Source organism: Actinoalloteichus caeruleus DSM 43889 (assembly GCF_000429185.2).
GTDB classification, from domain to species: domain Bacteria; phylum Actinomycetota; class Actinomycetes; order Mycobacteriales; family Pseudonocardiaceae; genus Actinoalloteichus_B; species Actinoalloteichus_B caeruleus.
On sequence record NZ_AUBJ02000001.1, the window covers coordinates 4,395,348 to 4,419,703 of the forward strand.

Genomic DNA, 24,356 nt, shown 5'->3' on the forward strand with positions numbered 1-24,356 from the left:
GCGATGGTACGGCTACGCCGTTCGGCCGCGAAGCATTCCCGGAGAACCGTCACCCTCCGCGCACGGCGCGGATCGGCTGACCGGAAAGGCGAACAACCCCTGACAATCAGTAGTACCCGACCACCCGGGGTTGCACCACGGTACGGCGGCCGCCGGCCGCCCCGGCGAGCCGAGCCCGGCCCTGGTCCCGGTAGGCGACGGCGTTCCGGCCGGACTGCTTCGCCGTGTACAACAGGCTGTCGGCCTGGAGCAACTGCTCCTCGTGGTTCTCCGGAGGTCTCGCGGCGCCCTCCGCCGGCCGGGGCTGGTGGGCGAGCCCGATGCTCACCGTCACCCGGAGACCCGCCGTCAACTGCTGCCACGGGTGCCGCTCGATACGAGCCCGGGCGGTCTCGCAGACGGCCACGGCGGTGGCCTCGTCGATGTCGGGCAGCACCAACACGAACTCCTCGCCTCCGTACCGGGCGCAGAACGCCTCGCCCGGGAGTCCTTCCTGCAACAGGTCGACGACGCGCTGGAGCACCCGGTCACCGACCAGGTGTCCGTAGGTGTCGTTCACCTGCTTGAAGAGGTCCAGATCGACCAGGGCCACCGCGAGCCCCCGACCGGGGGTCCCGGCCCGGCCGAGGTCGGCCAGCATGCCGACGAGGCGCTGGTCGAGGTACCGGCGGTTGTAGCTGGCCGTCAGGTCGTCCCGCAGGCTCTGCTCGTGCACCTCGGCGTGTTCCCGCCGCAGGCGGTCGACCTCCCTGCGGAGCTGTTCCGGTACCCGGATGGGCTCGGAACCCTCGGTGCTCGCCAGGTCGAGCGCGGACCGCAGGTGCTGGTACGCCTCCCGCCACTGCCCCCGCGAGGCGTGGAGCGCCGCGATGGACTCGTGCAGGCGGACGAGACCCGAGGTGTCGATCATGTCGGCGAGGTGGTGCGCCCGCTCTCCGCGTCGCCTGGGGCCGCCGTCCCGAGAGCCGGCGGCAGCGCCCGTGCCCGTCTGCCCTCGCTCACGCCCCGGTCCGGACTCGCTGACATCGGGTTGCAGTACGGTCACCGCACACACCTCCCTACATGTCTGAGGTGTCGACTCTCCGACGGTGTCGCTTGAGGCGCCATCGCAGTGAAGTTTCGATTTCGCTCATCTGGCTGACCGTCGTGGCGACGTCCGTCGGGGTCCTGTTGGGCTGATCGTGGGTGCCCTCATCCTCCCGGTGGAGGTCGTGGCGGCGGCCACCGCGGCGGCCGCCTCCTCGGGGCGCGGTTCGTTCGTCGGGAGCCGCGGCCGACGGACGCTGGGGGTTCGGCGGCGGGTCGGAGTGGAGGTCGCTTCCCGGCCCACCGCCCAGTCTCCTGCCCGCGCCCAGCGCTGTCACTGTGCGATGGATGGATTGCCAGGCGACACTCCGGTGCCGTAATCCGGGTTTACCGGCCGAATCCCACTCGTTCGAGCGAGCCCGGTCATCCTCCCGAGTGGTCGATCTCGGCTCCCGCTGGCACGGTGTCGTCCTCGGCGTCGTTCAGCCAACCGGCGGGCAGGGCCACCTTGCCGGCCGAGCCCTGCCGGCCTCTCGGTCCCTCGGCGTCCGAGGGGAACGGGGCGGACGCGTCCAGCCTGCCCAGCAGGTCGGTGAGCTCGGCGATGCTCGTGATGAGCCCGAAGGACCGGCGCAGGTCGTTGCCCACCGGGAACCCGCGCAGGTACCAGGACATGTGCTTGCGCAGGTCGCGGCAGGCCTTGTCCTCCCCGAGGTGGTCCGCCAGCAGTTCCGCGTGGCGGAGCAGCACCCCCGCCACCTCGCCGAGCCTGGGAGCGGGCGGCACCGGACGACCGGCGAACATCGCCTCCAGATCGCGGAACAGCCAGGGGCGTCCGAGGCAGCCCCGCCCCACCACCACCCCGTCACAACCGGTTTCCCGGACCATGCGCAGCGCGTCGTCGGCGCTGAAGATGTCGCCGTTGCCGAGTACGGGAATGGTGCGCACGGCCTGTTTGAGCTCGGCGATCCGCGTCCAGTCGGCGGTGCCGGAGTACCGCTGCGCGGCGGTCCTGGCGTGGAGGGCCACCGCCGCCGCGCCCTCCTCCTCGGCGATCCGACCAGCGTCGAGGAACGTCGTGTGGTCGGCGTCGATACCGACCCGGAACTTCACGGTCACGGGAATCCCGGCGGGGGCGGCCTCGCGGACGGCGGCCCGGACGATGGAGGCGAACAGCCGACGTTTGAACGGCAGCGCCGCGCCGCCACCCTGCCTGGTCACCTTGGGGACGGGGCAACCGAAGTTCATGTCCACGTGGTCCGCGAGGTCCTCGTCGACGATCATGCGGACCGCGCGCCCCATCGTCACCGGGTCGACGCCGTAGAGCTGCATCGAGCGGGGGCGCTCGTCCTCGTCGAACCGGATCATGTGCAGCGTCCCCGGGTGGCGCTCGACCAGGGCGCGCGAGGTGATCATCTCGCACACGTAGAGACCCGCGCCGTAGCCGCGGCACAGCTGCCGGAAGGCGATGTTGGTGATGCCGGCCATCGGCGCGAGCACCACGGGCGGGTCGACCGCGTGCGGGCCGATCCGCAGCGCTGGCTTGGTCAGGGCCTCGGTAGTCACGTCCCCATTGTGGCCGTGACGGGGGACACCCCACGGGTGGAGGGCTGGTCGGTGGGCGGGCCGACGGGCCGCCTCCGGCCGACCGCGTTCGTCGAGCCCAGGCCGACCGCGTTCCTCGACGCCGAGCGGGGCGGCGCCCGGCGGCACGAGGGCCCGAGGATCCGCGCCCTGTCGTGGACCGACCAGGGCGGCGGACGGGACACCGCGGGCGCGGACCGGGCAGTGACCGTTGTCGCTTTGCGCCCCGCATCACTCCCGATCGGCCGGAACGGCCGCCGTCCCGCGTGGTCCAGCCTCCGTCGTACCTGGTCAGCGGCGGTGGGCGTCGACCAGTGCCCCGCCGGCGGAGGAGTGGGCGCGCGCCGGAGCCCGAAATGTCCCCTGGCCTCGGTGATTACCGTGTTCGAGTGACGACGGCAGGGGAGACAGCGGGCGGAGCCCGCACCTCGGGAACCGGAGACCGGACCTGGTTGGTCGCCTGCGCCGCCGCGCTGTGGGGCACGGACGGGCTCCTGCGCAAACCGCTGGCCGAGACCCTGCCCGCCTCCTCGGTGGTGTTCTGGGAACACCTGATCATCGTGCTGGTGATGCTGCCGTTCCTGCCGAGCGCCGTGCGGGCCTTCCGCCGCTCCGGGGTCCGGGAGCGGGTGGCGATGGTGACCATCGGCGTCGGCTCCTCGGCGCTGGCCACGGCGTTGTTCACCGCGGCCTTCGCGGTGGGCGATGGGATCACGCCACTGGTGCTCCAGAAGCTGCAACCCCTGTTCGCCGTCCTGGCCGCCTACCTCCTGCTCGGGGAACGGGTGCGGGCCCGCTACTGGGCCTTCGCGCTCCCCGCGTTGGCCGGAGCCTGGCTGCTCAGCTTCCCCGACCCGCTGTCCGTCCAGATCAGCGCCCTCCAGCCAGCCCTGCTGGCGATCGGGGCGGCGGTGCTGTGGGCCGCTGGCACCGTGCTCGGGCGGGTGGTGAGCCGTTCGATCCCAGCCCGTGACGTCACGGTCCTCCGCTTCGGGCTCGGGCTGCCCGCCGCACTGGCGGTGCTCACCGTTCAGGGCGATCCCCTCGCGGTGGGCTGGGAGAACGCGGTCGGTCTCATCCTGCTCGCGCTGATTCCCGGGCTGATCTCGCTCAGCGTGTACTACCTGGGGCTGCGGGGGACACCGGCCGCCAGGGCGACCCTCGCCGAACTCGCCTTCCCCGCCACCGCGGCGTTCATCGGCGTCACGGTGCTCGGCGAGCACCTCGTCGCCACCCAGTGGATCGGGTTCGTCGTCGTGATCACCGCGATCACCGCGCTGGGGTGGCACGAACGCGTGGGGCGCAGGGCGGTGCTGGCCGGCACGCCACCGGCCTGACCCGCTCCGGGCGCCGGGGCGAGCGGAGGGCCGAGGAACGGGAGGAGTGCGGTGCAGGGCGTCATCGCCGGGTTCAGCGTCATCGCGGTGGTCATCGGGATCGGCTACCTCCTCGGTCGCACCGGGACCCTGGGGCCGTCCGGTCGGGACGTGCTGTCCACACTGGCCTTCTTCGTCGCGACTCCCGCGTTGCTCTTCGAGACGCTCGCCACCGCCGACGTGGGAACGGTCTTCTCCCCCACGCTCGTGGTCACCGTCGCCAGCACCGTGGTCGCCGCGCTCGTCTTCGTCCTCGTCAGTTGGCTGGTACTGCGGCGTTCCGTCGCGGAGACCACGATCGGCGCGCTCACCGCGAGCTACGTCAACGCCGGGAACCTCGGTATCCCCATCTCGGTCTACGTGCTCGGGGACGCCGCCTACGCCGCACCGATCATGATCTTCCAGCTCGTCGTCATGACGCCCCTGTCGTTCGCCGTGCTCGACACGGCGACCGCCGGGCGGCGGCGTTCCCTGTGGCGCGTCTTCGCCCAGCCGCTGCGCAACCCGGTGACCATCGCGTCATTCCTCGGGCTGGGGGTGGCGCTGGCGGGCCTCCCGCTGCCCGAGCTGGTGCTCCAGCCGTTCCAGCTGGTCGGCGCGATGGCGGTTCCGGCGATGCTGTTGGCGTTCGGGATCTCGCTGCACGGCGGAGGCCGCCCCGGCAGCGGCCGGTACAAGCGGGACCTGTGGACCGCCGTGGCGCTGAAGAACCTGCTGCAACCGGTCGTGGCCTTCCTCCTCGCCCGCTACGCGCTCGGCCTGGAGGGGACCATGCTGCTCGCCGCGACCATCACCGCGGCCCTGCCCACCGCGCAGAACATCTTCGTGTACGCCATCCGCTACGACCGGGCCGTCGACCTGGCCCGGGACGCCATCCTCATCACCACGGTGGTCTCGGTGCCGGTGATCGTCACCATCACGGCCCTCCTGGCCCCCGGCTGACCCCGGAGGAGCGCCTCGGCGAGATGGGAGCCGGGGCCGAGCCCCGGCCACCGCGCTCCAGGAACCCCGGGCGCGTCGCGGTGGTCTAGAATGCCAGCGCGGGGCGTTAGCTCAATTGGTAGAGCTGCGGACTTTTAATCCGTAGGTTCTGGGTTCGAGCCCCAGGCGCCCCACCTCGCGCACGAGGCTCGAACCCTTGCCGATGGGATCGTTGGCCGGGGTTCGAGCTCGTTCTCCCGCATCGGGCGGGGCCGCTCCCGTGTCGTCGCCATCGTGGTGCCCTGCCGAGCCCCGAGCACCGGCCGGTCAGGCCCGGTGGCCACCACGCCGGGAACACGAGCAACGACACAAGGGACGACGTGCCCATCCGGCACGGCGGTGCACCCGACGAGTCCCTACCGGAGCACCAGCCTCGGCGATCGGATCGCCACGCCAGGCCGAGCAACGGGTGGCCGACCTCAATGGCCAGCTGAACTCGCCCGGTTCGGCTGAGCTCGGTGAGCCGGGCGCGGCACCGGGCTCCTGAGCTCCGCCAGCCCGTGGACGCGGCTGAGGTGATCCGGCCGCACCCCTTGACCTCAACATATGTTGAGAGACGAGGCTGCTGGTATGAGCACGCCACCAGTCCTCCCGCCCGACCCGTCGCCTCCCGTTGCCGCATGGCTCACCACGCAGCCTGTCGGCGCGCGCCCGGAGCTGATCGCCGAGGCCGCCCGCGAGGCGGTGATCGTGGGCCTGGGTGTGAGCACCCGCGAGGCCCACGAGGTGTTCGCCTTCGTCACCGACACCACCTGGCTCCTGGTCGAGCGCGGGTTCACGACCATCGCCGTGCTCGACAACCAGCGCGTCGCCGACCTGTACGACCGGTACGTGTCCGGTGAGGACATCGACCTCGACCGCGCGCTCGCCCAGGCGTGGGGACCGTGGCAGGTCGTTGAGATGCGAGACGCGCTGGTCCGGTTGCGTGAGCTCAACCGGACCCGGGCCGGTGCTCGGGTGCGGATCGTCGGCGTGGCCAGCTCGCGCGTCCTGTCCTCGGACTATGACCGCGTCGTCGACCTGCTGGCCGGGATCGACGCCGGCACGGCCGTGAGGGTCGAAGCGCTCCTCGACGTCATCCGCGTCGCGCACGGCAGCGGCGAGCACGTCCTGCGCGCACGCGGCACCCACCCCGGCACGCCCTTCGTGGAGATGGCCCGCACAGCCCGAGCCCACACGGCCAGGCTGGCGCCCAGCGGCGAGAGGGATGCCGCGCTGGAGCTCCTCGACGCGGTGGTGGACTTCCACGCGAACGCGATCGGTGTCGGCCACGACATGGCTCGCGAGGAACACCTGGCCGCCGACCGGCTCCTGGACCACCACCGCCGCACCGGAGAGCGGATCGTGCTGTGGGAGGGCAGCGCCCACATCGCCGCGCACCCCGGCCCGATGCTCGGTTCACACCTGCGCACCGCGTTGGACGATCGGTATCTCGCCGTGCACATCACCTTCGGCCAGGGCCACATCACCAGAGCGACGATCCCCGCTCCGCGCGCGGACTCCATCGACGCACGACTCGCCGGCGCGCACGGTGAGCGCACCATCGACCTGCGCACACCACCCCCGGCGACGGTCGCGGGAGACCTCGGCCGCTCCTGGCCGACCAGGCTCATCTCCGGGCTGTACGACCCCGCCGACGATGACGAGCACTACTTCGACCTGCCCTCCCTCACCGGGAGCTTCGACGCGCTCGTGTACATCCCGACGATCACGCCCATCCGTCCACTCGCCGACGAATGACGTCCCGGCCGCTCCTACGAAACCCGGGCAAGGGGTGGGCATGCCAGCCAGCGGGTGACCTCGACCCAGGTCTGGGCGGCGGTGTACCGCGGCGGCTGCCCCGTACAGCGGCCGGAGCAGGGGCAGCGGCGGCTGAGATGGTCAGGACGGCACCGTCGTCGGACCGCTCACTCCCGCTGCCCCGGGTCAACGGCTTCCTCCAGCAACAGCACCGTGTTCGGTGAATCCGCCAGCTCGCGGCCCTGCTCGTCCAGCGCACTCATCTCGACCAACGCCCGGCCGGCCAGTTCGACGAACTTCCGAAGTGCTTCGCCCTCGTAGACCAACTCGAATGTCTGTGAGTGGCCGCTGACCGTGAACTCCACCGCGTCACTGCCGTTGATCCGGTATGTCATCTGACAGTCATCACGGATGCCAACCCACGAGCTGACGATCAGATCGCTGTACATGACGTCCCCCTCCTGGTGCTGTTCCAGAACGCGTGGTGGAGTGCCAGGAGGTTCGGGCGACGGCGAGCGCCCGCGACCGGGTGAGCGCCAGCTCCACGCACTCCCCAGGAAGTGGCTGGATGCCGATGTGCTCGGTCTCGGCCGCGACCGACCTCGCTACTCGGTTTCGCTTCGTGTCGTCGGTGCGAATGGTTTCTCGCAGCTGGCTGTTCCGCACCCCAGCCCTCCTCCCCCGGCTCGATTCCCCGCCCCGTAGCCCTGGGCTAAAGTCGCCACCGCAGAACCTGCGGATTTTCCTGGGCGGTGTTAGATGTAGCTTACGACGAAAGTTCCGTCGTACATGCGCATAAACGGGTGAATCTGCTCGTGACTGTCGGTGGTCGCGGGGCCGTGCGTTGCCCCTGCGCCCCGGACGTGGAGGGTGTACCGATGTTCGTAGACGACCCGGTCGTCGCCCAGATCCAGCTCGGCATCCTGCTGCGCGAGCTGCGAGAGCGCGCCGGCCTCACCGCCGACGAAGCGCGCCGATCCGTCGACCTGTCGTCAGCGAGCATGAGCCGCATCGAGAACGGCAAGCAGGAGGCCAGGCCGGAGGTCGTCGCGGCACTGCTGGAGCTGTATGAGGCCGGAGACGCGGATTCGGCGGAAGCACTGCGGCTCGCGGCGGTGCCCAAACCGCGTGCCCGGCGTCGACGCAGTGCCTCGTACCGGGACGCCGCACCCAACTGGTTCACCCGCTTCCTCGTCCTGGAGGGTGAGGCCAGCGACATCTGCGTCTACGAGAACGAGGCGATCACCGGGCTGCTCCAGACCGCCGACTACGCGCGGGCGATCCTCCAGGCAGGCGCACCGCTGGCCAGCAGGCAGGAGGTCGACAAACGGGTCGACCTGCGGATCGGGCGGCAACGCATCCTCACCCGCGACGAGCCACCACCAGCCAAGGTCGAGGCGATCCTGCACGAGGCGGCACTGCACAGGGTCATCGGCGACGACGCGGTCATGGCAGCCCAGCTGGCGCACCTGCTCGACATCGGCGAGCGCGCGAACGTCGACATCCGCGTACTGCCCTTTCGGCCCGAACCCACGTCCAACCACGACGAGTCGTTCGTCGCCGGAGCGCGGTTCACCTTGTTGAAGCTGCCCGAACGAGGCACGATGCTCTACCTCGACGACTTCGCCGGAGCGACCTACCCCGAGGACATCACCGTCATCCAGGAGTATGCCGCCGCGTACCAGCGGTTGCGCAACGTCGCACGGGATCCGGGGTCGTCCCGCGAGCTGATCGCTAAACTGGTTGAACGATACCGATGACCAGACAAGGAGAGGAGGTGGCTGCGATGGTTCCAGTGGACCCCGGCCAGCTCCGATGGCGTACCAGCAGCTACACCGCGAGCAACGGCTCCTGCGTCGAAATCGCGCCTGTGGGCGGCGGCGCCGCGATCCGCGACACGAAGGACCGGGACGGCGGCATCCTGATCGTGAGCGAACGCTCCTGGAACACCTTCCTCGCGGCGGTCAAGGCGGGCAGAGCGGGTAGCGCCTAGTCCAGCTCCTCGAGGTTGCCGGGGCGGGCGTCCCACCCCTTCCCTGTCCGAACCCCTCGGGTCCACCGGACCGGCCCCGGCGCACCGTCGGGGCGGCTCGATGTCCCATCGGTGAAGCGAATCCCACCTCGCCGATGCTCCGGTCGACATCGCGTCGATCCGGGTGGTCGGCGGGTCGGCGCCGACCCGGGTTCCGTCACAGGATCAGCAGGGCACCGGGCCGAACCGGGTCCAGGCGACGACCCCGGCCACGGGGTCGAACTCCCACCTCCCGCCGTGCACGACGATGGCCCCGATCACCAGCGGCACCACCCCTGCGGGCGGCGATCGGCGGCGGCACCGGTCAGGAGGTTGAGCGGGCCCGGCACGTTCGTGCCCGCCGCGTCCACCGCGTCCGGTTCGGCCGCCCAGCCCCGTTCCCTCCCCCGCCCGTCCCGGGTCGTCTCTCCGCCGGTGGGCGATCGCGGCCAGCGGGTCACGGCCGGGCCGTCCTTGGGGAGGTGGGATCGCCGCCCAGGACGGGCGACCACCTCCGTCGCGACCGACGCGCACGAACCGTCGCCGGTGTGGCTCCGCGCTGTCCCCCGAGCGAGCTACACGCGAGTGTCCACCGAGTGGTGACGACATGGCGCCCGTGGCTCCGTAGCTTCTTGACCCAGCGATGGCGCGGGGCGGTGGACCCCGCACCGGGCCAGTGGTCCGACCGGCCCCCGACTTCCCGTTCCGTGCCAGCGACACCGGTTCCGGCACGCCCGCGTCATCGCGTGCCGGTCCGCCCACAGCTTCCGCACCTGGAGTTCCTCATGACCCGTAAGGCATCCGTCGCGGCCGCGTTGGTGGCCGCCGTCGCCGGAACCGCGTTGGCGGGCTGCGGCGCGGCCCCGCAGCCCTCCCCGGCCCCCTCCGCGAACGCCACCTCGACCGCCGGCGAGCCACGGGACGCGTTCACCGGCGTCTCGTCGATCGACGTCGACGGCCGTTCCGTGCGGGTGTCCTGTTCGGGCGACCCGGTGGAGGGCAGGCCGGTCGTCGTCCTCCTGCACGGGGGAGGCGACGGGCTCGCGGAGCTGGCGGACCTCCAGGAGACCCTGGGTGAGCGGGACCGGGTCTGCTCCTACGACCGCCTCGGCGCCGGTGACAGCGACGAGCCAGCCGGCCCGCAGACCCTCGACAGCACCGGGGAGGTCCTGACCGAGGTGATCGACCAGGTCGCCGGCGACGCCCCGGTCGTCCTGGCCGGGCATTCCCTCGGCGGGCTGATCGCCGCCCGGTACGCCCCCGACCACCAGGACCGGGTCCGCGGCCTCGTCCTCATCGACGCCACCTCCCCGACGCAGGGCGCGGACCTCCGGGCGAGCATCCCGGAATCAGCCACCGGGCCGGCGGCCGAGCTGCGGGACCAGACCCTGGCCGTCTTCGAGGGGGAGTGGCCCGAGCGGCTGGCGGTCGCCGACGGCGAGGTCGCCACCGCCGGGGACATCCCGGTGGAGGTCCTCCAGCACGGCGGGGACTACCTCACGGCCATTCCCGAGTACGGGCCGGACCTGGAGCGGGCGTGGTCCGAGGGGCAGCGGAAGTGGCTGGCCGTGTCGAGCCAGAGCACCCTGAGCACCGCGAGCGACAGTGGGCACCACATCTACCTCGACGAACCCGAGGTCGTGGTCGAGGCGATCCAGCGGGTCGTCTCCGAAGCGGCGGACCCCTCGTAGGCGCCGAACCGCCGCTTCCCGGCGCGGGCTGGTGCTGGTCGCCGCCCGCGCCACGCGCCTGGCGGCCGAGCGATCAGGTGACCAGGCCGTTGCGGTAGGCGAAGACGACGGCCTGGACGCGGTCGCGCAGTCCCAGTTTTCCGAGCATGCGGGACACGAAGGTCTTGACGGTCTCCTGGCTGAGCACCAGTGCCGTGGCGATCTCCCTGTTGGAAAGGCCGTCCGCGACGAGCCGGAGCACCTCGAGTTCACGCGGGGTCAGCGGCAGGTCGTTCGGGGCGCTGGCCGCCGGCCGGATCCGCGTCGCGTACCTGCCCACGAGCTGCCGCGTCACCTCCGGCGCCAACAGCGCCGCGCCCGACGCCACGGTCCGGATGCCGTCCAGGAGCTGGCTCGGCGGAGCGTCCTTGAGCAGGAACCCGCTCGCCCCGGCGCGCAGCGCCTGGTAGACGTACTCGTCCAGGTTGAACGTGGTCACCACGAGCACCTTGACCGGTTGGGCGACGTCGGCACCGGCCAGGAGGCGGGTCGCCTCGATGCCGTCGAGCACCGGCATCCGCACGTCCATCACGACCACGTCCGGCTCCAGCCGGCCGGCCAGCGTGACGGCGGTCTTCCCGTCCCCGCACTCGCCCACCACGTCGAGGTCGGGTTGCGCGTCGATGATCGTCACCAGCCCGGTGCGGACCAGCACCTGGTCGTCGCAGACCAGGACGCGGATCGGAGCGGTCATGACGGGACCCCGGTCGGGAGGCGGGCCCGCACGAGGAACCCGCCGTCGGCGTCCCGGCCGGCGGTGAACTCGCCGTCGAGGGCGTCGACCCGGTCGCGCAGCCCGGCGAGGCCCCGGCCGTTCCCGCCTGGTGAGCCGGCCGAGGTGCCGGAACCGTCGGTGCTGACCTCCACGGTGATCTCCTCCTCGCCGTGCCGCACCCGCACCCGGGTGCCGCTGCCGTGCGCGTACTTGAGGGCGTTGGTCAGTGCCTCCCGCACCACGCGGTAGGCGACCGGACCGGCACGCCCGGCCACCGTCGAGGGGGTGCCCTCCTCCGTGAACTCCACGGGTTGCCCGGCCTGGCGTGTCCGCTCGACGAGCGCGCGGAGCTCGTCGGAGGACGACGACTGGACCTCGTGGTCCGGACTGAGCACGTCGAGCAGGTGTCGCAGGTCGGAGATGGCACGCCGGCCGGTGGCGGTGACCGAGGTCAGGCTCTGGTCCAGGCGTTCGGGCGCCGAGGTGAGGTAACGGGCGGCCTCGGCCTGCACGACCATCGCCGTCACGTGGTGGGTGACCACGTCGTGGAGCTCCCGCGCGATCCGGGCGCGTTCGGCGGCACGGGTGTCCTCGGCGACCCGGCGGCGACGTTCGGCCTCCAGCAGGCGGGTGGAGCGCAACCACGTCCCGACGGCCCAGAAGAGGACCAGCGCCAGGTAGAAGGTCAGGACCTCCGCGAGCGGCTCACCGGCGCCGAGCAGGGGGAACGCGGCGGCGAACGGCACGTACGCCGCGGAGAACCCGAGTGCGGTGGCCCGCCGCCGCCGGTCGAGCCGTGACCCCGCGTTCAGCAGGGCGAGCGGCAGGGCGGTGCCCGCGAACGAGTGGTAGCCCAGGAGCTGGTCGGCGGCGAAGCCCACGGACACCAGCGCGAGGCAGGGCACCGGCCACCGCCGGCACGCCACCAGCGGGAGGCACTGGAGGGCGATCGCCACGACGGCCAGGACGTCGAACGGGCGGTCCGGCATCCCGCCGAACCTCGTTCCGTGACCGTGCGACGCCGGTACCAGCGACCCGACGAGGAGCACCAGTCCCAGCAGGGAGTACCAGGCCGTGCCGCCGAACCGTTGCCACGACTCCGGGATCCACCTCGGAGTGATCACCGGGGAAGCCTAGTGGCGGCCCCTCGGACGAGTGACAAGCTCCCGGAGCTGGCCGTCGCTGAGCGGGGGAGGTGGTGCCGGGGTGAGCGCCCCCCAGCGGGCCGTGGCGGCGGGATCGGTGGCCGTCGCCGAGGATCGCGGTACCCGCTCGCCGGCGTGGGGGCGTGCCGTCGCGCCGTTCGGTGCCTGGTGGGGAGCTTGGGTGTTCCCGAGGGGTCGCCAGGCGCGATGTCCTGAACCGGGCGAGCAGTGCCCGAACGCGTGGCTGGAACCCGAGGCACCGAACGAGGCGGGAACGACCAACACCTCCCGTCCCACCTCGTCGGTGCTGTGGCCTGGCATCGATCGGGATCCGGGGCCGGAGCGAGGGCGTGCCAGCCGGACCCGATCGCCTGGTGCGGCCGTCGCCGGTCGCCGTCCTCGCGTGGCCTGCCGCCTGTCGGCGCGGTGGTAGCGTCGGCCCGCCGCCTGCCCGACAGGCCGGCTGTCGAGCGTCGCGAGCTCGTCCCGGTGTCGACTCGAAGGCTGTAACGGCGGGTCGCTGGCCGTCGATCTCCGGGGCGACACGGTGGCCCTCGGCGGGAGAGCGTCGGTGGACATACCAGCTGACGTCGGACGGGCGTCGTGGTGAGGGGGAGGGACATGACGAGCCAGGAAGGCACGCGGGGCGACCAGACCGGTGCGGTCGCCACCGGCGGCAGGGGGCCTCGCGGCTTCTGGTACTACCCGGTGGTCCTCGTTTCGCTGGGCCTGTTCGCCTGGGTGCCGTTCGCCCACGCGGCGTCCAGGCTGCGCACCCCCAAGGCGCGGAGGTACGCCTGGCTGTTCGGCGCCATCGACGCGGTCCTCTACGTCCTGGTGTTGGCCACGCCCGAGACGGGGCCCGAGGGCGAACCCTCGGTGGGTGCGTTCGGCGGGCTGTTGGCGTTGACCGCCATGATCCTGGGTTGTGTCCTGATCTCGCCGTTGCGCCGCCAGGTGTACGAGGGGGCTCCCCAGGAGGGCGCGCCCGCGTCCGCGTCCGATCCCGCCGTCGCCGCGGCCCTCGCCGCGCGGGCGAAGCGCGACGAGGCCCGCACCCTCGTCGCGGATGACCCGCTGCTCGCCAGGGAACTCAAGATCGGCCGTCCCGACCTGGCGGGCACCTACGACGACGGCGGCCTGGTCGACCTCGGTGCCGCCCCGGCCGAGGCGATCGCCCAGACCTGCGGCCTCACCCCGGAGCAGGCCGCGACCATCGTGCGGACCAGGGGACAGCAGGGGACGTCCTTCTTCACGGTCGAGGAGTTGCTGATCGCCGCGGAGCTCCCGGTGGAGGTCTGGGACCGCGTGCGGGACCGGGCGATCCTGCTCGTCTGACCCGGCCGCCGGGAACCGGCACGGTTCGCCTGCCCCCTGTCGACCCGACAGCCAACGGTGTGGTGGCAGGGCACCCCGGTGCGGGGTGCCCTGACCGCTGTCAGCCGCCGAAGGCGGCGGCGTTCTCCCGGACCCACCGCTCGAAGGCCCGAGGCGGGTGACCGGTGACCTCCTCGACGGTGGGTTGTGGCACGGCCCCCTGCCGGGGCGGATTGGTCCGCATCTCGAGGAAGAACTCGATGTGTTCCTGGGTGAAGCCGGCCGCCCGCCAGCCGGCCACCGCCTCCTCACGGGTCTGTTCGACGTACCGGATCTCCCGCCCCAGCACGTCCGAGATCGTCCGGACCTTGTCGTGCACGGTGAGGGCCTCCGGCCCGGTCACCCAGTACTCGCGTCCACCGTGGCCCCCCTGGACGAGGGCGGTGGCGGCGACGGCCGCGATGTCGGCCTCGTGCACGATCGCGCTCCGGACGTCGGGGAACGGTTCGGTGACGTACCCGCGTTCCCGGAGGGTCTCCGCCCACTCCAGCAGGTTCGACATGAACTCGCCCGGGATCAGCGCCGTCCACTCCAGGTCGCTGTCGGCGGCACACTCGCTCGGCCGGACGAGCGCGGTGGCGTGTCCCCTCGCTACCGGCCAGCCGACCAGCGGGGAACGGCGGAGCGGCGGGACCACCCCGCCCGGGTCGGTTTGGGGGCCACGACCGCGGGTAGGTCTTGCGGGCCGGTGGTACGTGGCGGAGCGGGGACGCGGTCCTCGGCCAGGGCCGGATGGCCCCGGCCCGGCTGGCCGTGCCCTGGCGGGGGAGGGAGGCGGCCGATGGGCGCGTTGGTCGCGACGCGACGACTCGCGGTGGTACCCGGCTGGTGGCGTCGCGCCCGTGTTCCCGCTGGCGGGTCGCTCCGCCGGCTCCGAGGCGGGATGGGCACGGTTGCCGGGATGGTCCTCCAGCTCCGGGGGAACGGTCGGACGACGCTGCGGGTGCGCGGTTGGCGCGGCGGCCGTGTGGTCGCCAGGCCCGTCCTCGTCACCCGGTACGAGGGCGGCCGATACCTCGTGTCGACGATTTCCGGTTCGGAGTGGCTCGCCGACGTGCGTGCCGCCCGAGGCCGGGCCGTGCTCGGCCGGGGGCGGAGGCCGGTGCGCCTGGTGGAGGTCGATCCGGCCGACAGGGCACCCGTGCTGCGTCGGCGCCTGGAGTGGCGTGGGAGCCGCTGGCCGGGACGCCCCCTGCCCACCGGGCTGTCCGAACCGGATTTCGCGCGGGCGGCCCGGCACGTGCCCGTGTTCCGCGTCCTACCAGTCGGAGGTCGGCGGTCGCGTTCCCGCCGTGGTTGACCGCCCGCCGGAGCCGCGCCGTGCGCCTGCCGGCCCCGCGCCGCCCCCGGCGGAAGCGGGCGGATCCCGTTCCCGCGCCGCGCGGTGCACCCGGTGGGGCCGCCGGGTGCTCTGAGGGCCGGGGCGTGGGGCAGGGCGTCCCCGACATCTGAGGTGCGACGTCCGGGCAGGTGCCGGTGGATCCCCCACCCGGACTCCCGGCGGCATGCGGTCGGCCCCGACCACCCCCAACGCGGTCGGCGGCCGGGGTCGAAGTGAGTGGTCCCTCGTCCCGGGCGGTGCGTGGCGGCGTGCGAGGAACGGTCACCGGTGGACGGGGGAGAGCCGAGCACCGAACGAGATCGGGTCGACCTGGAAGTGATTCACTGTCCCCACGTAATCATCAACACTCGATGGATACCTCGCTTTACCCGATCGAGTCCCGTATCAATAATGGGTCATGGTCGCTGCGGTGAGATCGACGGGTGACGGGCTATCGGTAGGGCTTCTGGTATGACTGGCCATCGCGTGGAGACGCGAGGCGCCGGGGTGCCGCGACCACGCACGGCCGAGGATTCGGCGAGGCTGGAACGAGACGTTCTCCGGACCTACGCCTACGCCATCCGAGTGCGGGAGGACTTCGACCCGCAGGTGCGCGGCCCGTCGAGGCGCGGTTCCTCCCGCTCGGCCGGTGGTCCGCAGCGACTCGCCCTCTACATGAGACTCCTGGTCCGCAGCGTCGACAGCGATCCGTCACGGCTGGCCGCGACACGGCAGGTCTGCCGTCGTCGCTCGGAGGGCCACACCGCGACGGAACTCGACGACGACCGCCGGCAGGTGTACCGGGTCGCGGCCGACCTGGTGGGACAGGCACTCGACACCATCGAGCCCCGTGGGCCGGTGGACGGCCGACAGCGCGGACCAGCCGGGGCGGGGACGCCCTTCGGCACCACGGAGCCCTACGTCCAGGGCTCCTGGCACCGGCACGGCGCGGTGCGCCGTGGGTTGCGCCGGCTCAACCCCGTGTACTGGCTGCGGAGACTCCGCGCCGAGCAGCTCAGGCTGGTGCACCGCCGGCCGGCCCGCCCGGCCGGGATCCAACGCATCGAGGTGCGGCAGGGGCGGACCGCCGTCGGCTGGATGCTCTTCCAGGTGTGCGCGGAGTGCCGGCTCGGGTACGTCGGCAACGTGGTCGTCGACGACGCGTTCCGTGGGCGCGGGCTGGGGAGGCGGATGGTGCTGGCGGCCCGCGAGCTGGCGCCCGGGTGCAGCTGGTTGACCACCAGCCAGTACGACACGGCGGAAACGTTCTGGCGCGAGATGGCGCGCCGGACCGGTGACGCCTACCGCGAGGTGAGCGGGGTGTCCGCCTGCCCGCACACCGGGCACGAGGTGATGCGGTACGCCGCAGGGGCGGACGTGCGGCGCAGCGTTCCGCTCACCCGGGTCGAGCTGCCCGCCGACCTGGCGGCACGCGGCCCGCGCGGGCCGGTGGGCGGGGCGCCCCGCCCCGGCCGTCCCCGCTCCTGATCCCCGGGAAGGTGGTCGGGGGGCCTGGTGGTGCCCGCTCCTGATCTCGGGGGAGGGGCGGCGGGTTTGGTCCTCCGGCCGGTGGGGCACCAAGGCGGTACCGTCGATCCACGGTCGGCGATCATCCGCGGGGGTTGTCTGTGACCGAGTGGTTGCTGTTGGGCGTCGTGGTCCTGCTGGTGTTCCTGAACGCGTTGTTCGTCGCCGCCGAGTTCAGCCTCGTCACGGTCGACCGCGCCACCGTCGAGGAGCGGGCCCAGCGCGGGGACGCCCGTTCCGCCGGGGTCCTCTCCGCGCTGCGGACGCTCTCGACCCAGCTGTCCGGCGCGCAGCTGGGCATCACCGTGACCAGTCTCGTCGCCGGGTACGTCGCGGAGCCCTCCCTCGGCGCGTTGCTGGTCGGCCCGCTCGACGCCGTCGGTCTGGGGGCCGCCGCCTCCGGCGTGGCGTTCACCCTGGCGTTCGTCCTGGTCACCGCCTTCCAGATGGTGCTGGGTGAGTTGCTGCCCAAGAACTGGGCGATCGCGAGGCCCCTCGTGGTCGCGCGGGCGGTCGCCGGTGCCCAACGTGGTTTCACCGCGCTCGCCCGCCCCCTGCTGCGGGTGCTGAACGGCAGCGCCAACGCACTGCTGCGGGCGGTCGGTGTCGAGCCCCGGGAGGAGCTGGCCTCGGCGAGGTCCGCGCAGGAACTCGCGTCACTGGTGCAGCGGTCCGGTGAGGAGGGCACGCTCGACTCGGGGACGGCGCGCCTGGTCACCCGGTCCCTCGAGTTCGGCGAACGCACCGCGGGGGACGTGATGACCCCGCGCGGGCGGGTGCGCTTCGTCCGGGCGGACGCGCCGGTGTCCGAGGTGGTCTCCCGAGCCAGGGCCACCGGCCACTCCCGGTTCCCGGTGGTCGTCGACGACCTCGACGACCTGGTGGGGGTGGTGCACCTGAAGCACGCGGTCGCGGTCCCCGTCGACCGCCGGGCCGCCACCGAGGTGCGGGCGGTCGTCTCCGACGCCCTGCTGGTGCCGGAGACGCTGCCGCTCGACCCGTTGCTGGTCCGGCTGCGGGGGTACGGGCTGCAGCTGGGGGTGGTCGTCGACGAGTTCGGTGGCACCGCCGGCGTGGTCACCTTGGAGGACGTGGTCGAGGAGATCGTCGGGGACATCAGCGACGAGCACGACCGGCCGGTGTCCCAGGCGCGCCGACTCGCCTCGGGGGCCTGGCTGCTGTCCGGGTTGCTCCGGCCGGACGAGATCGCCGAGATCACGGGGACCGCGCTGCCCGAACACCCCGACTACGACACGGTGGCCGGGCTGGTGAGCCACCTGCTGGGCCGCATCCCCGAGGTCGGTGACGAGGCCAGGCTGGCGCTGCCGGGCCAGGAGGTGGTCCTCACCGTTCGGCGTCGGGACGCGCTCCGGGTCGATCTGGTGGAGCTCCTGGTGCGGGACGAGGCGGAGGGAGAGCCCGGCCGGCGCGCCGGTCCGGATGCCGAGCCGGGTGACCCGGCGTCGGGTTCACCGGGTGGGACGGGCCGGGGCGACCCCGGCCCGCACGGCCGGGGCGGCCGCGCGGATCGAGGGGGTGAGGACCGTGACCGGTGAGCTCACCGCCCTGGTCGTGGCCGTCGCGCTGCTTGCCGGCAACGCCTTCTTCGTCGGAGCGGAGTTCGCCCTCATCTCGGTGCGGCGCACCCAGTTGGAACCGCGGGTCCAGGCGGGTTCCCGGGTCGCCCGGCTCACCCTGCGCGCCGTGGAACGGGTGTCGTTGATGATGGCCGGCGCGCAGCTGGGGATCACGATGTGCTCCCTCGGCCTGGGCGCGGTGGCCGAGCCGGCGGTCGCGCGGCTGTTGGAGGGGCCGTTCGAGGCGTTGGGGGTTCCGGCGGGGCTGGTCCACCCGGTGGCCTTCGCGGTCGCGATGGCGGTGGTCGTCTACCTGCACATGGTGTTGGGGGAGATGGTGCCGAAGAACCTGGCGGTCGCGGGCCCCGTGCCCGCCGCCCTGGTGCTGGGGCCGCCGCTCTACCTGCTGGTCACCATCCTGAAACCCGCGATCGTGGTGCTCAACGCGGTGGCGAACGGCCTGCTCCGGCTTCTGCGGGTCGAACCGAGGGAGGAGGTGGCGTCGGCCTTCACCCGGGAGGAGGTGTCCGCGCTGGCCGCCGAGTCCCGGCGGGAGGGACTGCTGGACGCGGACGAGTACCGGCTGCTCACGGGTGCGCTGGCGCTGCCGGAGAGCAGTGTGCGCTCGGTGCTGCTCCCCTTGGCCGACCTGGACGCGGTACCGACCTCCGTGACACCGGCCGACCTCGAGCGGGCGGCGACCCGCACCGGTTTCTCCCGGTTCCCGGTGGTCGACGACGCGGGAGAACCGGTCGGCTACCTGCACCTGAAGGACGTCCTCGAGGAGGACCCGGCGCGGCGGGAGCGGCCGGTGCCCTCGGAGCGGGTGCGGCCCCTGATCGGCGTGCGGCCGGAGGACACGCTGGAGAGCGCGTTGGGGTTGATGCGTCGGCACCGCGCGCACGTCGCGGCCGTGCGGGGCGCGGACGGGCGGACGCTGGGGATCGTGGCGCTCGAGGACGTGGTGGAGGAGCTGGTGGGGGAGATCCGGGACGCCACCCGTCGGCGCTGATCCCGGCCACGCCCTCCGTCCCCGGGGCCGGGTTCCGGCTCAGGTGGGCGGTCCGACGAGGAAGGGCTCCGGGTCGTCGAGGATTCCCCGCACCACCCAACCGGCGGCCCCCTGGACCGCGGCCCGGCTGCCCAGCACCGAGGGTTCCACCGCGATCGGAGCCCACCCGGAGGACACGACCCTGCGGTCCAGCTCGGCCAGCAGCGTCGAGCGCAACCAGGGCTCGAGCCTGGCGTAGGTACCCCCGAGCACGACGGTGGGGATGTCCACGAGGTTGATCACGTCGGCCATCGCGATCCCGAGCCAGCGTCCCGCGTCGGTCACCGCCGTCAGCGCGGCGGCGTCGTGGTCGCGCAGCCGCCCGAGCAGGTCGGCCATCCCGTCCCCTCCACCGCCTTCGGGCTCGGCCGGAACCCCGGCCGCGGCGAGCACGGCCGCCCGGCCGGCGAGCCGTTCGAGGCAGCCCCGGCCGCCGCAGGAACAGGGTGGGCCGGCCGGGTCCACCGACAGGTGGCCGATCTCGCCGCCGAAGCCCCGCACGCCGGGGAAGAGCTCTCCCGACACCACGAGACCGGCCCCGATGCCGATCTCGCCGGACACGTGCACGAAGTCGCGACGGTCCTCCCGGCCACCGAACCAGAGTTCGGCGAGGCCGGCGAGGTTCGCCTCGTTCCCGACGAGCAGGGGGCGGTCGGTCACACCCGTGCGGGCGCGCAGCTCGGTGTGGAGCGGGACGTCGCGCCAGCCGAGGTTGGGGGCGCTCCGCAGCAGGCCGGTCGAGGACTCCACCAGGCCGGGGACCGCCACGCCCACGCCGCCCACCGACACCCCGAGCCGGGCCGCCTCCGCCTGGGCGAGCCCGACGAGGTCCGCCACCTGGGAGAGGCCCTCCTCGACGGTCCGTCCCCGAGGTTCCACCTCCAGCGTCCAGCTGACGCGGACGCGTCCGGTGAGGTCGACCAGCGCGCAGGAGAGGGTGTCCACCCCGATCTCGACGCCGAGCCCGTGCGGCCCGGTGGGGGACAGCGACAGCGCGGTCCCCCGCCGCCCCCGGCCGACCCGGTGTTCGGGGCCGCCGTCGACCACGAGGCCGGCCGTGATCATCCGGTCGACGAGGCTGGAGACGGTGGCCTTGGTGAGGCCGGTACGCGCCGCGACGGACGCTCTCGACAGCCCGTCGGCCGTCGCGATGGTGTTGAGCACCAACGCCGAGTTGTGCCTGCGCACCGTGTGCTGCCCGGCCGGGCCCGACTGGTTCACCCGGCCACCCTAGTTTCCGGCCGGTGCCAGGCGGACGAGCGCGGTGAGGTCCTGGCCGCCGCGCCCTGAGGGGAACGTCCTGGCCAGGACGCCCGCGGGGCCGGGCCGCACCACCCCGGTCGTGCGCCGGCCAGGTGGAGGGTTGACCCGACCGGACCACGCGCGTACAAATTCAGTCATCAAACTATTTGGGGCACCGGGAGGCAGCGTGGCCGACAAGCCGACTCGCGAGGACAGGTTCAGCTTCGGTCTGTGGACCGTTGGCTGGCGGGCGAACGACCCCTTCGGGGACGCCACCCGCGCCGCGCTCGACCCGGCGGAGGCCGTGCGCCGACTCTCCGAACTCGGCGCCTGGGGCATCACCTTCCACGACGACGACCTCATCCCCTTCGGGAGCGACGCCGCCGCCCGCGACGGGCACATCGGCCGCTTCAAGCAGGCCCTCGAGGAGACCGGGCTGGTCGTCCCGATGGTGACCACCAACCTGTTCGGGCACCCGATCTTCAAGGACGGCGCCCTGACCAGCAACGACCGGTCGGTGCGCCGGTTCGCGCTGCGGAAGGTCATGCGCAACATGGACCTCGCCGCCGAACTCGGGGCGAGCACCTACGTGCTCTGGGGCGGCCGTGAGGGTTCCGAGACCGACGCCGCCAAGGACGTCGCCGCCGCGCTGGACCGCTACCGCGAGGGCGTCGACACCCTCGCCCAGTACTCCATCGACCAGGGCTACGGCCTGCGGTTCGCCATCGAACCCAAGCCGAACGAACCGCGCGGGGACATCCTGCTGCCCACGATCGGGCACGTGCTGTCCTTCGTGTCCACCCTGGAGCACCACGAGCTCGTCGGCGTGAACCCCGAGGTCGGCCACGAGCAGATGGCCGGCCTGAACTTCGTCCACGGCATCGGCCAGGCGCTGTGGCAGGGCAAGCTCTTCCACATCGACCTGAACGGCCAGAAGGGACCGCGCTACGACCAGGACCTCGTGTTCGGGCACGGTGACCTGCTCTCGGCGTTCTTCCTCGTCGACCTCCTCGAGCACGGCGGGTACGACGGACCCCGGCACTTCGACTACAAGCCGCTGCGCACCGAGGACACCGACGGCGTGTGGGCGAGTGCCGCGGCGAACATGCGCACCTACCTGCTGCTGAAGGAGCGGGCGGCCGCCTTCCGCGCCGACCCCGAGGTCCAGGCCGCCCTGGAGGCGTCCCGGGTGCCGGAGCTGTCCCAGCCCACCCTCGCGCCCGGCGAGTCCGTCGCCGCCTTCCGCGCCGACCGCACCGCGTTCGAGGACTTCGACGTGGAGGCCGTGGCACGCCGGGGTTACGGTTACGTCGATCTGGCCCAGCTGGCGCTGGAGCACCTGGTCGGCGCTCGCGGCTGACCCGAGACGCCCTGGGTGTGGCGCGGCCGGCTGGGCGCGCCACACCGAGCACGGGGGTGAAGATGACCAGGCAGCGCGTGGCCGTCCTGGACCGCGTCGGTCATGTCAGGACCGAGGAGCGGGAGGTACCGGAACCGGGAGTGGGGCAGGTCCTGGTCCGGGTCGCCGCCGTCGGCGTCTGCGGTTCCGACGTCCACTACTACGAACACGGCAGGATCGGGGACTTCGTCGTCGACTCGCCGCTGGTCCTCGGCCACGAGGCCTCCGGAACCGTGGTCCGACTCGGCCCGGAGGTCCTCGGACCGGAGGTGGGCCAGCGGGTGGCACTGGAACCGCAGAGCACCTGCGACCGTTGCGAGCAGTGCGCGCGGGGCCGCTACAACCTGTGCCCCAACGTGGTCTTCTTCGCGACGCCCCCGGTGGACGGCGCCTTCGCCGAGTACGTGGTCGTCGACGCCCGTCGGGCCCACCCGGTGCCCGACGGGTTGTCCGACGAGGCCGCCGCCCTGATCGAGCCGCTGGCCGTGGCCGTCCACGCCACCGCCAAGGCCCGGGTGGAGCCGGGGCAGAGCGTCCTGGTCAGCGGAGCCGGGCCCGTCGGACTGCTGTGCGCCCAGGTCGCGCTGGCCAGGGGCGCCGGCCGGGTGACCGTCACCGACGTCAACGAGCACCGGCTGCGGGTGGCCGCCCGCCTCGGCGCCCACCAGGTGCTGAACGTGGCGGAGGAACCCGACGCGGACGTGGCACCCGCCGAGGTGGTGCTCGAGTGCAGCGGGGCTGCCCGCGCGGTCGAGTGGTCGGTGCGGCGCGCCGCACCGGCCGGCACCGTCGTCCTGGTCGGGATGGGCGCCACGGTGACCTTGCCGCTCGACCTGATCCAGGCCAGGGAACTGTGGATCACCGGCACCTTCCGGTACGCCCACGCGTACCCCGCCGCGATCGCTCTCGCGTCCTCGGGAGCCGTCGAGCTCGACGACCTGGTCACCGGCCGGTTCGACCTCGACGGCGTGGAGGACGCGCTCCTCTCCGCCCGCCGGGACCCGACCGCACTCAAGTCCGTGGTCAGCCCCGGAGGGCTCTCCCGGGCGTCGGCACCAACCACCTCCGACCGAGCAGGAGAACAGGCATGACCGAGCAGCGCACGCTGGTCGCCGGCATCGACTCGTCCACCCAGTCCTGCAAGGTGGTGGTGCGGGACGCCGACACCGGGGAGCTCGTCCGGCAGGGGCGGGCGAGCCACCCGGACGGGACGGAGATCGACCCCGCCCTGTGGTGGGGGGCCTTAGGCGAGGCGGTGGACCAGGCGGGAGGGCTGGACGACGTCCAGGCGCTCTCGGTGGGGGCCCAGCAGCACGGCATGGTGTGCCTCGACGAGGCGGGGGAGGTCGTCCGGCCCGCCCTGCTCTGGAACGACACCCGTTCCGGTCAGGCCGCGCTCGACCTCCGCGCCGAACTGGGCGCGGACGGTGCCGGCGACCGGGCCTGGGCCGAGGCGGTCGGGGTGGTCCCGGTCTCCTCCTTCACCGTGACGAAGCTGCGCTGGTTGGCGCGCAACGAGCCGGCGGCGGCCGAACGGACCGCGGCGGTCGCGCTCCCCCACGACTGGCTCACCTGGAAACTGGCCGGCGCCGCCGGGATCGAGACCCTCACCACCGACCGCAGCGACGCCAGCGGTACCGGGTACTGGTCGGCCACGACCGGGGAGTACCGGCGCGACCTGCTCACCCTCGGCCTCGGGCACGACGCGGTGCTGCCGGCGGTGCTGGGGCCGAGGGACACGGCGGGCAGCACGCCGACCGGGGCGGCCCTGGGGGCCGGCGCTGGAGACAACGCGGCCGCCGGTCTCGGTGTCGGCGCGCGCCCCGGTGACGTCGTCATCTCGATCGGCACCTCCGGCACCGTGTTCGCGGTCGCCGACAACGCCGTCGCCGACCCCAGCGGCATCGTCGCCGGGTTCGCCGACGCCACCGGTCGGCACCTCCCCCTGGTCTGCACCCTCAACGCCGCCCGGGTGCTCGACGCCGTCGCCGGCACCCTCGGGGTCACCCTGGACGAACTGGGGCGCCTCGCGCTGTCCGCCCCGGCGGGCAGCGACGGGCTCGTCGTCGTCCCCTACCTGGAGGGAGAGCGCACCCCGGACCGCCCGGACGCCACCGGTTCGGTGCACGGCCTGACCCTGCGCACCTCCACGGCCGCGCACCTGGCCAGGGCCGCGATCGAGGGCATGCTCTGCGGCCTGGCCGACGGGCTCGACGCCCTCATCGCCCAGGGGGTCCGCTGTGACCGGGTCCTCCTGGTGGGTGGGGGCGCGCGGTCGGAGGCCGTGTGCCGCATCGCCTCGGCGCTGCTCGGACGTCCCGTGGTGGTGCCCGCTCCCGGCGAGTACGTGGCCGACGGCGCGGCGCGGCAGGCCGCGTGGCTGCTCTCGGGCGGCACGGAGCCGCCGGAGTGGTCCATCGGTGACACCCTCGGTTACGAGGAGGACGCCGCTCCCCAGGTGCGGGAACGGTACGCCGCCGCCCGGGACAAGGTGCTGCCCCAGGTCGGTTGACCTCGCGCACCCCGGGTGGTGGGCCGATGCGGGTTCGGGACC

21 protein-coding genes and 1 tRNA gene are annotated in these 24,356 nt (G+C 72.9%); 15 read left to right on the forward strand and 7 right to left on the reverse strand.

Annotated elements, in window-relative coordinates; genetic code table 11:
* Positions 1 to 106 precede the first annotated feature (106 nt).
* Both G443_RS17490 and dusB read right to left on the reverse strand, forming a co-directional pair.
* Entirely contained in the window at positions 107 to 910 is an 804-nt protein-coding gene (locus G443_RS17490; RefSeq protein ID WP_051314165.1) for a GGDEF domain-containing protein, read from the reverse strand.
* 539 nt (positions 911 to 1,449) lie between these two features.
* Entirely contained in the window at positions 1,450 to 2,592 is a 1,143-nt protein-coding gene (gene dusB / locus G443_RS17495) for a tRNA dihydrouridine synthase DusB (protein WP_026419667.1), read from the reverse strand.
* 407 nt (positions 2,593 to 2,999) lie between these two features.
* On the opposite strand from dusB, the gene G443_RS17500 reads away from it, so the two are divergent.
* The 4 genes from G443_RS17500 (at position 3,000) to G443_RS17515 (ending at position 6,707) form a co-directional block, all read left to right on the forward strand.
* A complete protein-coding gene (locus tag G443_RS17500; protein WP_026419665.1) occupies positions 3,000 to 3,947 on the forward strand; it encodes a DMT family transporter in 948 nt (315 codons plus the stop codon).
* Between the two features lie 51 nt (positions 3,948 to 3,998).
* On the forward strand, positions 3,999 to 4,928 hold the full coding sequence (locus tag G443_RS17505; RefSeq protein WP_016697506.1) for an AEC family transporter: 930 nt from the start codon (positions 3,999 to 4,001) through the stop codon (positions 4,926 to 4,928).
* Positions 4,929 to 5,028: 100 nt separating this feature from the next.
* A tRNA-Lys gene (locus G443_RS17510) sits at positions 5,029 to 5,101 on the forward strand.
* 436 nt (positions 5,102 to 5,537) lie between these two features.
* Complete coding sequence (locus G443_RS17515) at positions 5,538 to 6,707, forward strand: erythromycin esterase family protein (protein ID WP_016697507.1); 1,170 nt, start codon at positions 5,538 to 5,540, stop codon at positions 6,705 to 6,707.
* Positions 6,708 to 6,874: 167 nt separating this feature from the next.
* Here G443_RS17515 and G443_RS17520 read toward each other — a convergent pair whose 3' ends face one another.
* Positions 6,875 to 7,156 (reverse strand): hypothetical protein, encoded by a 282-nt coding sequence (locus G443_RS17520; RefSeq protein WP_016697508.1) that lies wholly within the window; start codon positions 7,154 to 7,156, stop codon positions 6,875 to 6,877.
* 429 nt (positions 7,157 to 7,585) lie between these two features.
* Between G443_RS17520 and G443_RS17525 the strand changes: the two genes are divergently transcribed.
* The 3 genes from G443_RS17525 (at position 7,586) to G443_RS17535 (ending at position 10,409) form a co-directional block, all read left to right on the forward strand.
* The gene (locus G443_RS17525; RefSeq protein ID WP_026419664.1) at positions 7,586 to 8,467 is read left to right on the forward strand and encodes a helix-turn-helix domain-containing protein; all 882 of its coding nucleotides are present in this window, start codon (positions 7,586 to 7,588) and stop codon (positions 8,465 to 8,467) included.
* A gap of 26 nt (positions 8,468 to 8,493) precedes the next feature.
* The gene (locus G443_RS17530; RefSeq protein WP_026065773.1) at positions 8,494 to 8,700 is read left to right on the forward strand and encodes a DUF397 domain-containing protein; all 207 of its coding nucleotides are present in this window, start codon (positions 8,494 to 8,496) and stop codon (positions 8,698 to 8,700) included.
* 803 nt (positions 8,701 to 9,503) lie between these two features.
* On the forward strand, positions 9,504 to 10,409 hold the full coding sequence (locus tag G443_RS17535) for an alpha/beta fold hydrolase (RefSeq protein WP_026419662.1): 906 nt from the start codon (positions 9,504 to 9,506) through the stop codon (positions 10,407 to 10,409).
* A gap of 73 nt (positions 10,410 to 10,482) precedes the next feature.
* Here G443_RS17535 and G443_RS17540 read toward each other — a convergent pair whose 3' ends face one another.
* Positions 10,483 to 11,142, reverse strand: a complete 660-nt coding sequence (locus tag G443_RS17540) for a response regulator (RefSeq protein ID WP_016697513.1) — start codon at positions 11,140 to 11,142, stop codon at positions 10,483 to 10,485.
* Positions 11,139 to 12,287, reverse strand: coding sequence for a sensor histidine kinase (locus G443_RS17545; RefSeq protein ID WP_026419661.1), 1,149 nt, complete (start codon positions 12,285 to 12,287; stop codon positions 11,139 to 11,141). Before G443_RS17545 ends, G443_RS17540 begins: the two co-directional genes overlap by 4 nt.
* 642 nt (positions 12,288 to 12,929) lie before the next feature.
* Here G443_RS17545 and G443_RS17550 point away from each other — a divergent pair.
* Complete coding sequence (locus G443_RS17550) at positions 12,930 to 13,646, forward strand: hypothetical protein (RefSeq protein ID WP_016697515.1); 717 nt, start codon at positions 12,930 to 12,932, stop codon at positions 13,644 to 13,646.
* A 100-nt stretch (positions 13,647 to 13,746) separates the two neighbouring features.
* Here G443_RS17550 and G443_RS17555 read toward each other — a convergent pair whose 3' ends face one another.
* Positions 13,747 to 14,322 (reverse strand): Rossmann-fold NAD(P)-binding domain-containing protein, encoded by a 576-nt coding sequence (locus G443_RS17555; RefSeq protein WP_051314164.1) that lies wholly within the window; start codon positions 14,320 to 14,322, stop codon positions 13,747 to 13,749.
* 144 nt (positions 14,323 to 14,466) lie between these two features.
* On the opposite strand from G443_RS17555, the gene G443_RS17560 reads away from it, so the two are divergent.
* From G443_RS17560 to G443_RS17575, 4 genes are all read left to right on the forward strand, one after another.
* Complete coding sequence (locus G443_RS17560) at positions 14,467 to 14,985, forward strand: nitroreductase family deazaflavin-dependent oxidoreductase (RefSeq protein WP_155886208.1); 519 nt, start codon at positions 14,467 to 14,469, stop codon at positions 14,983 to 14,985.
* A gap of 492 nt (positions 14,986 to 15,477) precedes the next feature.
* Complete coding sequence (locus G443_RS17565; RefSeq protein ID WP_155886207.1) at positions 15,478 to 16,494, forward strand: GNAT family N-acetyltransferase; 1,017 nt, start codon at positions 15,478 to 15,480, stop codon at positions 16,492 to 16,494.
* A 140-nt stretch (positions 16,495 to 16,634) separates the two neighbouring features.
* Positions 16,635 to 18,089 (forward strand): hemolysin family protein, encoded by a 1,455-nt coding sequence (locus G443_RS17570; RefSeq protein WP_026419660.1) that lies wholly within the window; start codon positions 16,635 to 16,637, stop codon positions 18,087 to 18,089.
* Positions 18,079 to 19,122, forward strand: a complete 1,044-nt coding sequence (locus G443_RS17575) for a hemolysin family protein (RefSeq protein ID WP_026065774.1) — start codon at positions 18,079 to 18,081, stop codon at positions 19,120 to 19,122. Before G443_RS17570 ends, G443_RS17575 begins: the two co-directional genes overlap by 11 nt.
* A gap of 39 nt (positions 19,123 to 19,161) precedes the next feature.
* Here G443_RS17575 and G443_RS17580 read toward each other — a convergent pair whose 3' ends face one another.
* Positions 19,162 to 20,382, reverse strand: coding sequence for an ROK family transcriptional regulator (locus G443_RS17580; RefSeq protein WP_026419659.1), 1,221 nt, complete (start codon positions 20,380 to 20,382; stop codon positions 19,162 to 19,164).
* A 208-nt stretch (positions 20,383 to 20,590) separates the two neighbouring features.
* Between G443_RS17580 and xylA the strand changes: the two genes are divergently transcribed.
* From xylA to xylB, 3 genes are all read left to right on the forward strand, one after another.
* Positions 20,591 to 21,763, forward strand: a complete 1,173-nt coding sequence (gene xylA, locus G443_RS17585) for a xylose isomerase (protein WP_026419658.1) — start codon at positions 20,591 to 20,593, stop codon at positions 21,761 to 21,763.
* Positions 21,764 to 21,825: 62 nt separating this feature from the next.
* Entirely contained in the window at positions 21,826 to 22,893 is a 1,068-nt protein-coding gene (locus G443_RS17590) for an alcohol dehydrogenase catalytic domain-containing protein (RefSeq protein WP_030226646.1), read from the forward strand.
* The gene (gene xylB, locus G443_RS17595; protein ID WP_026419656.1) at positions 22,890 to 24,314 is read left to right on the forward strand and encodes a xylulokinase; all 1,425 of its coding nucleotides are present in this window, start codon (positions 22,890 to 22,892) and stop codon (positions 24,312 to 24,314) included. Before G443_RS17590 ends, xylB begins: the two co-directional genes overlap by 4 nt.
* Positions 24,315 to 24,356 lie beyond the last annotated feature (42 nt).

Excerpts from the sequence above, each read along its gene's own strand:
- G443_RS17520 (WP_016697508.1), bottom strand. The coding sequence starts at position 7,156 with ATGTACAGCGATCTGATCGTCAGCTCGTGGGTTGGCATCCGTGATGAC.
- G443_RS17540 (WP_016697513.1), bottom strand. The coding sequence starts at position 11,142 with ATGACCGCTCCGATCCGCGTCCTGGTCTGCGACGACCAGGTGCTGGTC.
- xylB (WP_026419656.1), top strand. The coding sequence starts at position 22,890 with ATGACCGAGCAGCGCACGCTGGTCGCCGGCATCGACTCGTCCACCCAG.
- G443_RS17525 (WP_026419664.1), top strand. The coding sequence starts at position 7,586 with ATGTTCGTAGACGACCCGGTCGTCGCCCAGATCCAGCTCGGCATCCTG.
- G443_RS17530 (WP_026065773.1), top strand. The coding sequence starts at position 8,494 with ATGGTTCCAGTGGACCCCGGCCAGCTCCGATGGCGTACCAGCAGCTAC.
- G443_RS17515 (WP_016697507.1), top strand. The coding sequence starts at position 5,538 with ATGAGCACGCCACCAGTCCTCCCGCCCGACCCGTCGCCTCCCGTTGCC.
- G443_RS17535 (WP_026419662.1), top strand. The coding sequence starts at position 9,504 with ATGACCCGTAAGGCATCCGTCGCGGCCGCGTTGGTGGCCGCCGTCGCC.
- G443_RS17550 (WP_016697515.1), top strand. The coding sequence starts at position 12,930 with ATGACGAGCCAGGAAGGCACGCGGGGCGACCAGACCGGTGCGGTCGCC.
- G443_RS17565 (WP_155886207.1), top strand. The coding sequence starts at position 15,478 with ATGACTGGCCATCGCGTGGAGACGCGAGGCGCCGGGGTGCCGCGACCA.
- G443_RS17590 (WP_030226646.1), top strand. The coding sequence starts at position 21,826 with ATGACCAGGCAGCGCGTGGCCGTCCTGGACCGCGTCGGTCATGTCAGG.
- G443_RS17560 (WP_155886208.1), top strand. The coding sequence starts at position 14,467 with ATGGGCGCGTTGGTCGCGACGCGACGACTCGCGGTGGTACCCGGCTGG.
- G443_RS17490 (WP_051314165.1), bottom strand. The coding sequence starts at position 910 with ATGATCGACACCTCGGGTCTCGTCCGCCTGCACGAGTCCATCGCGGCG.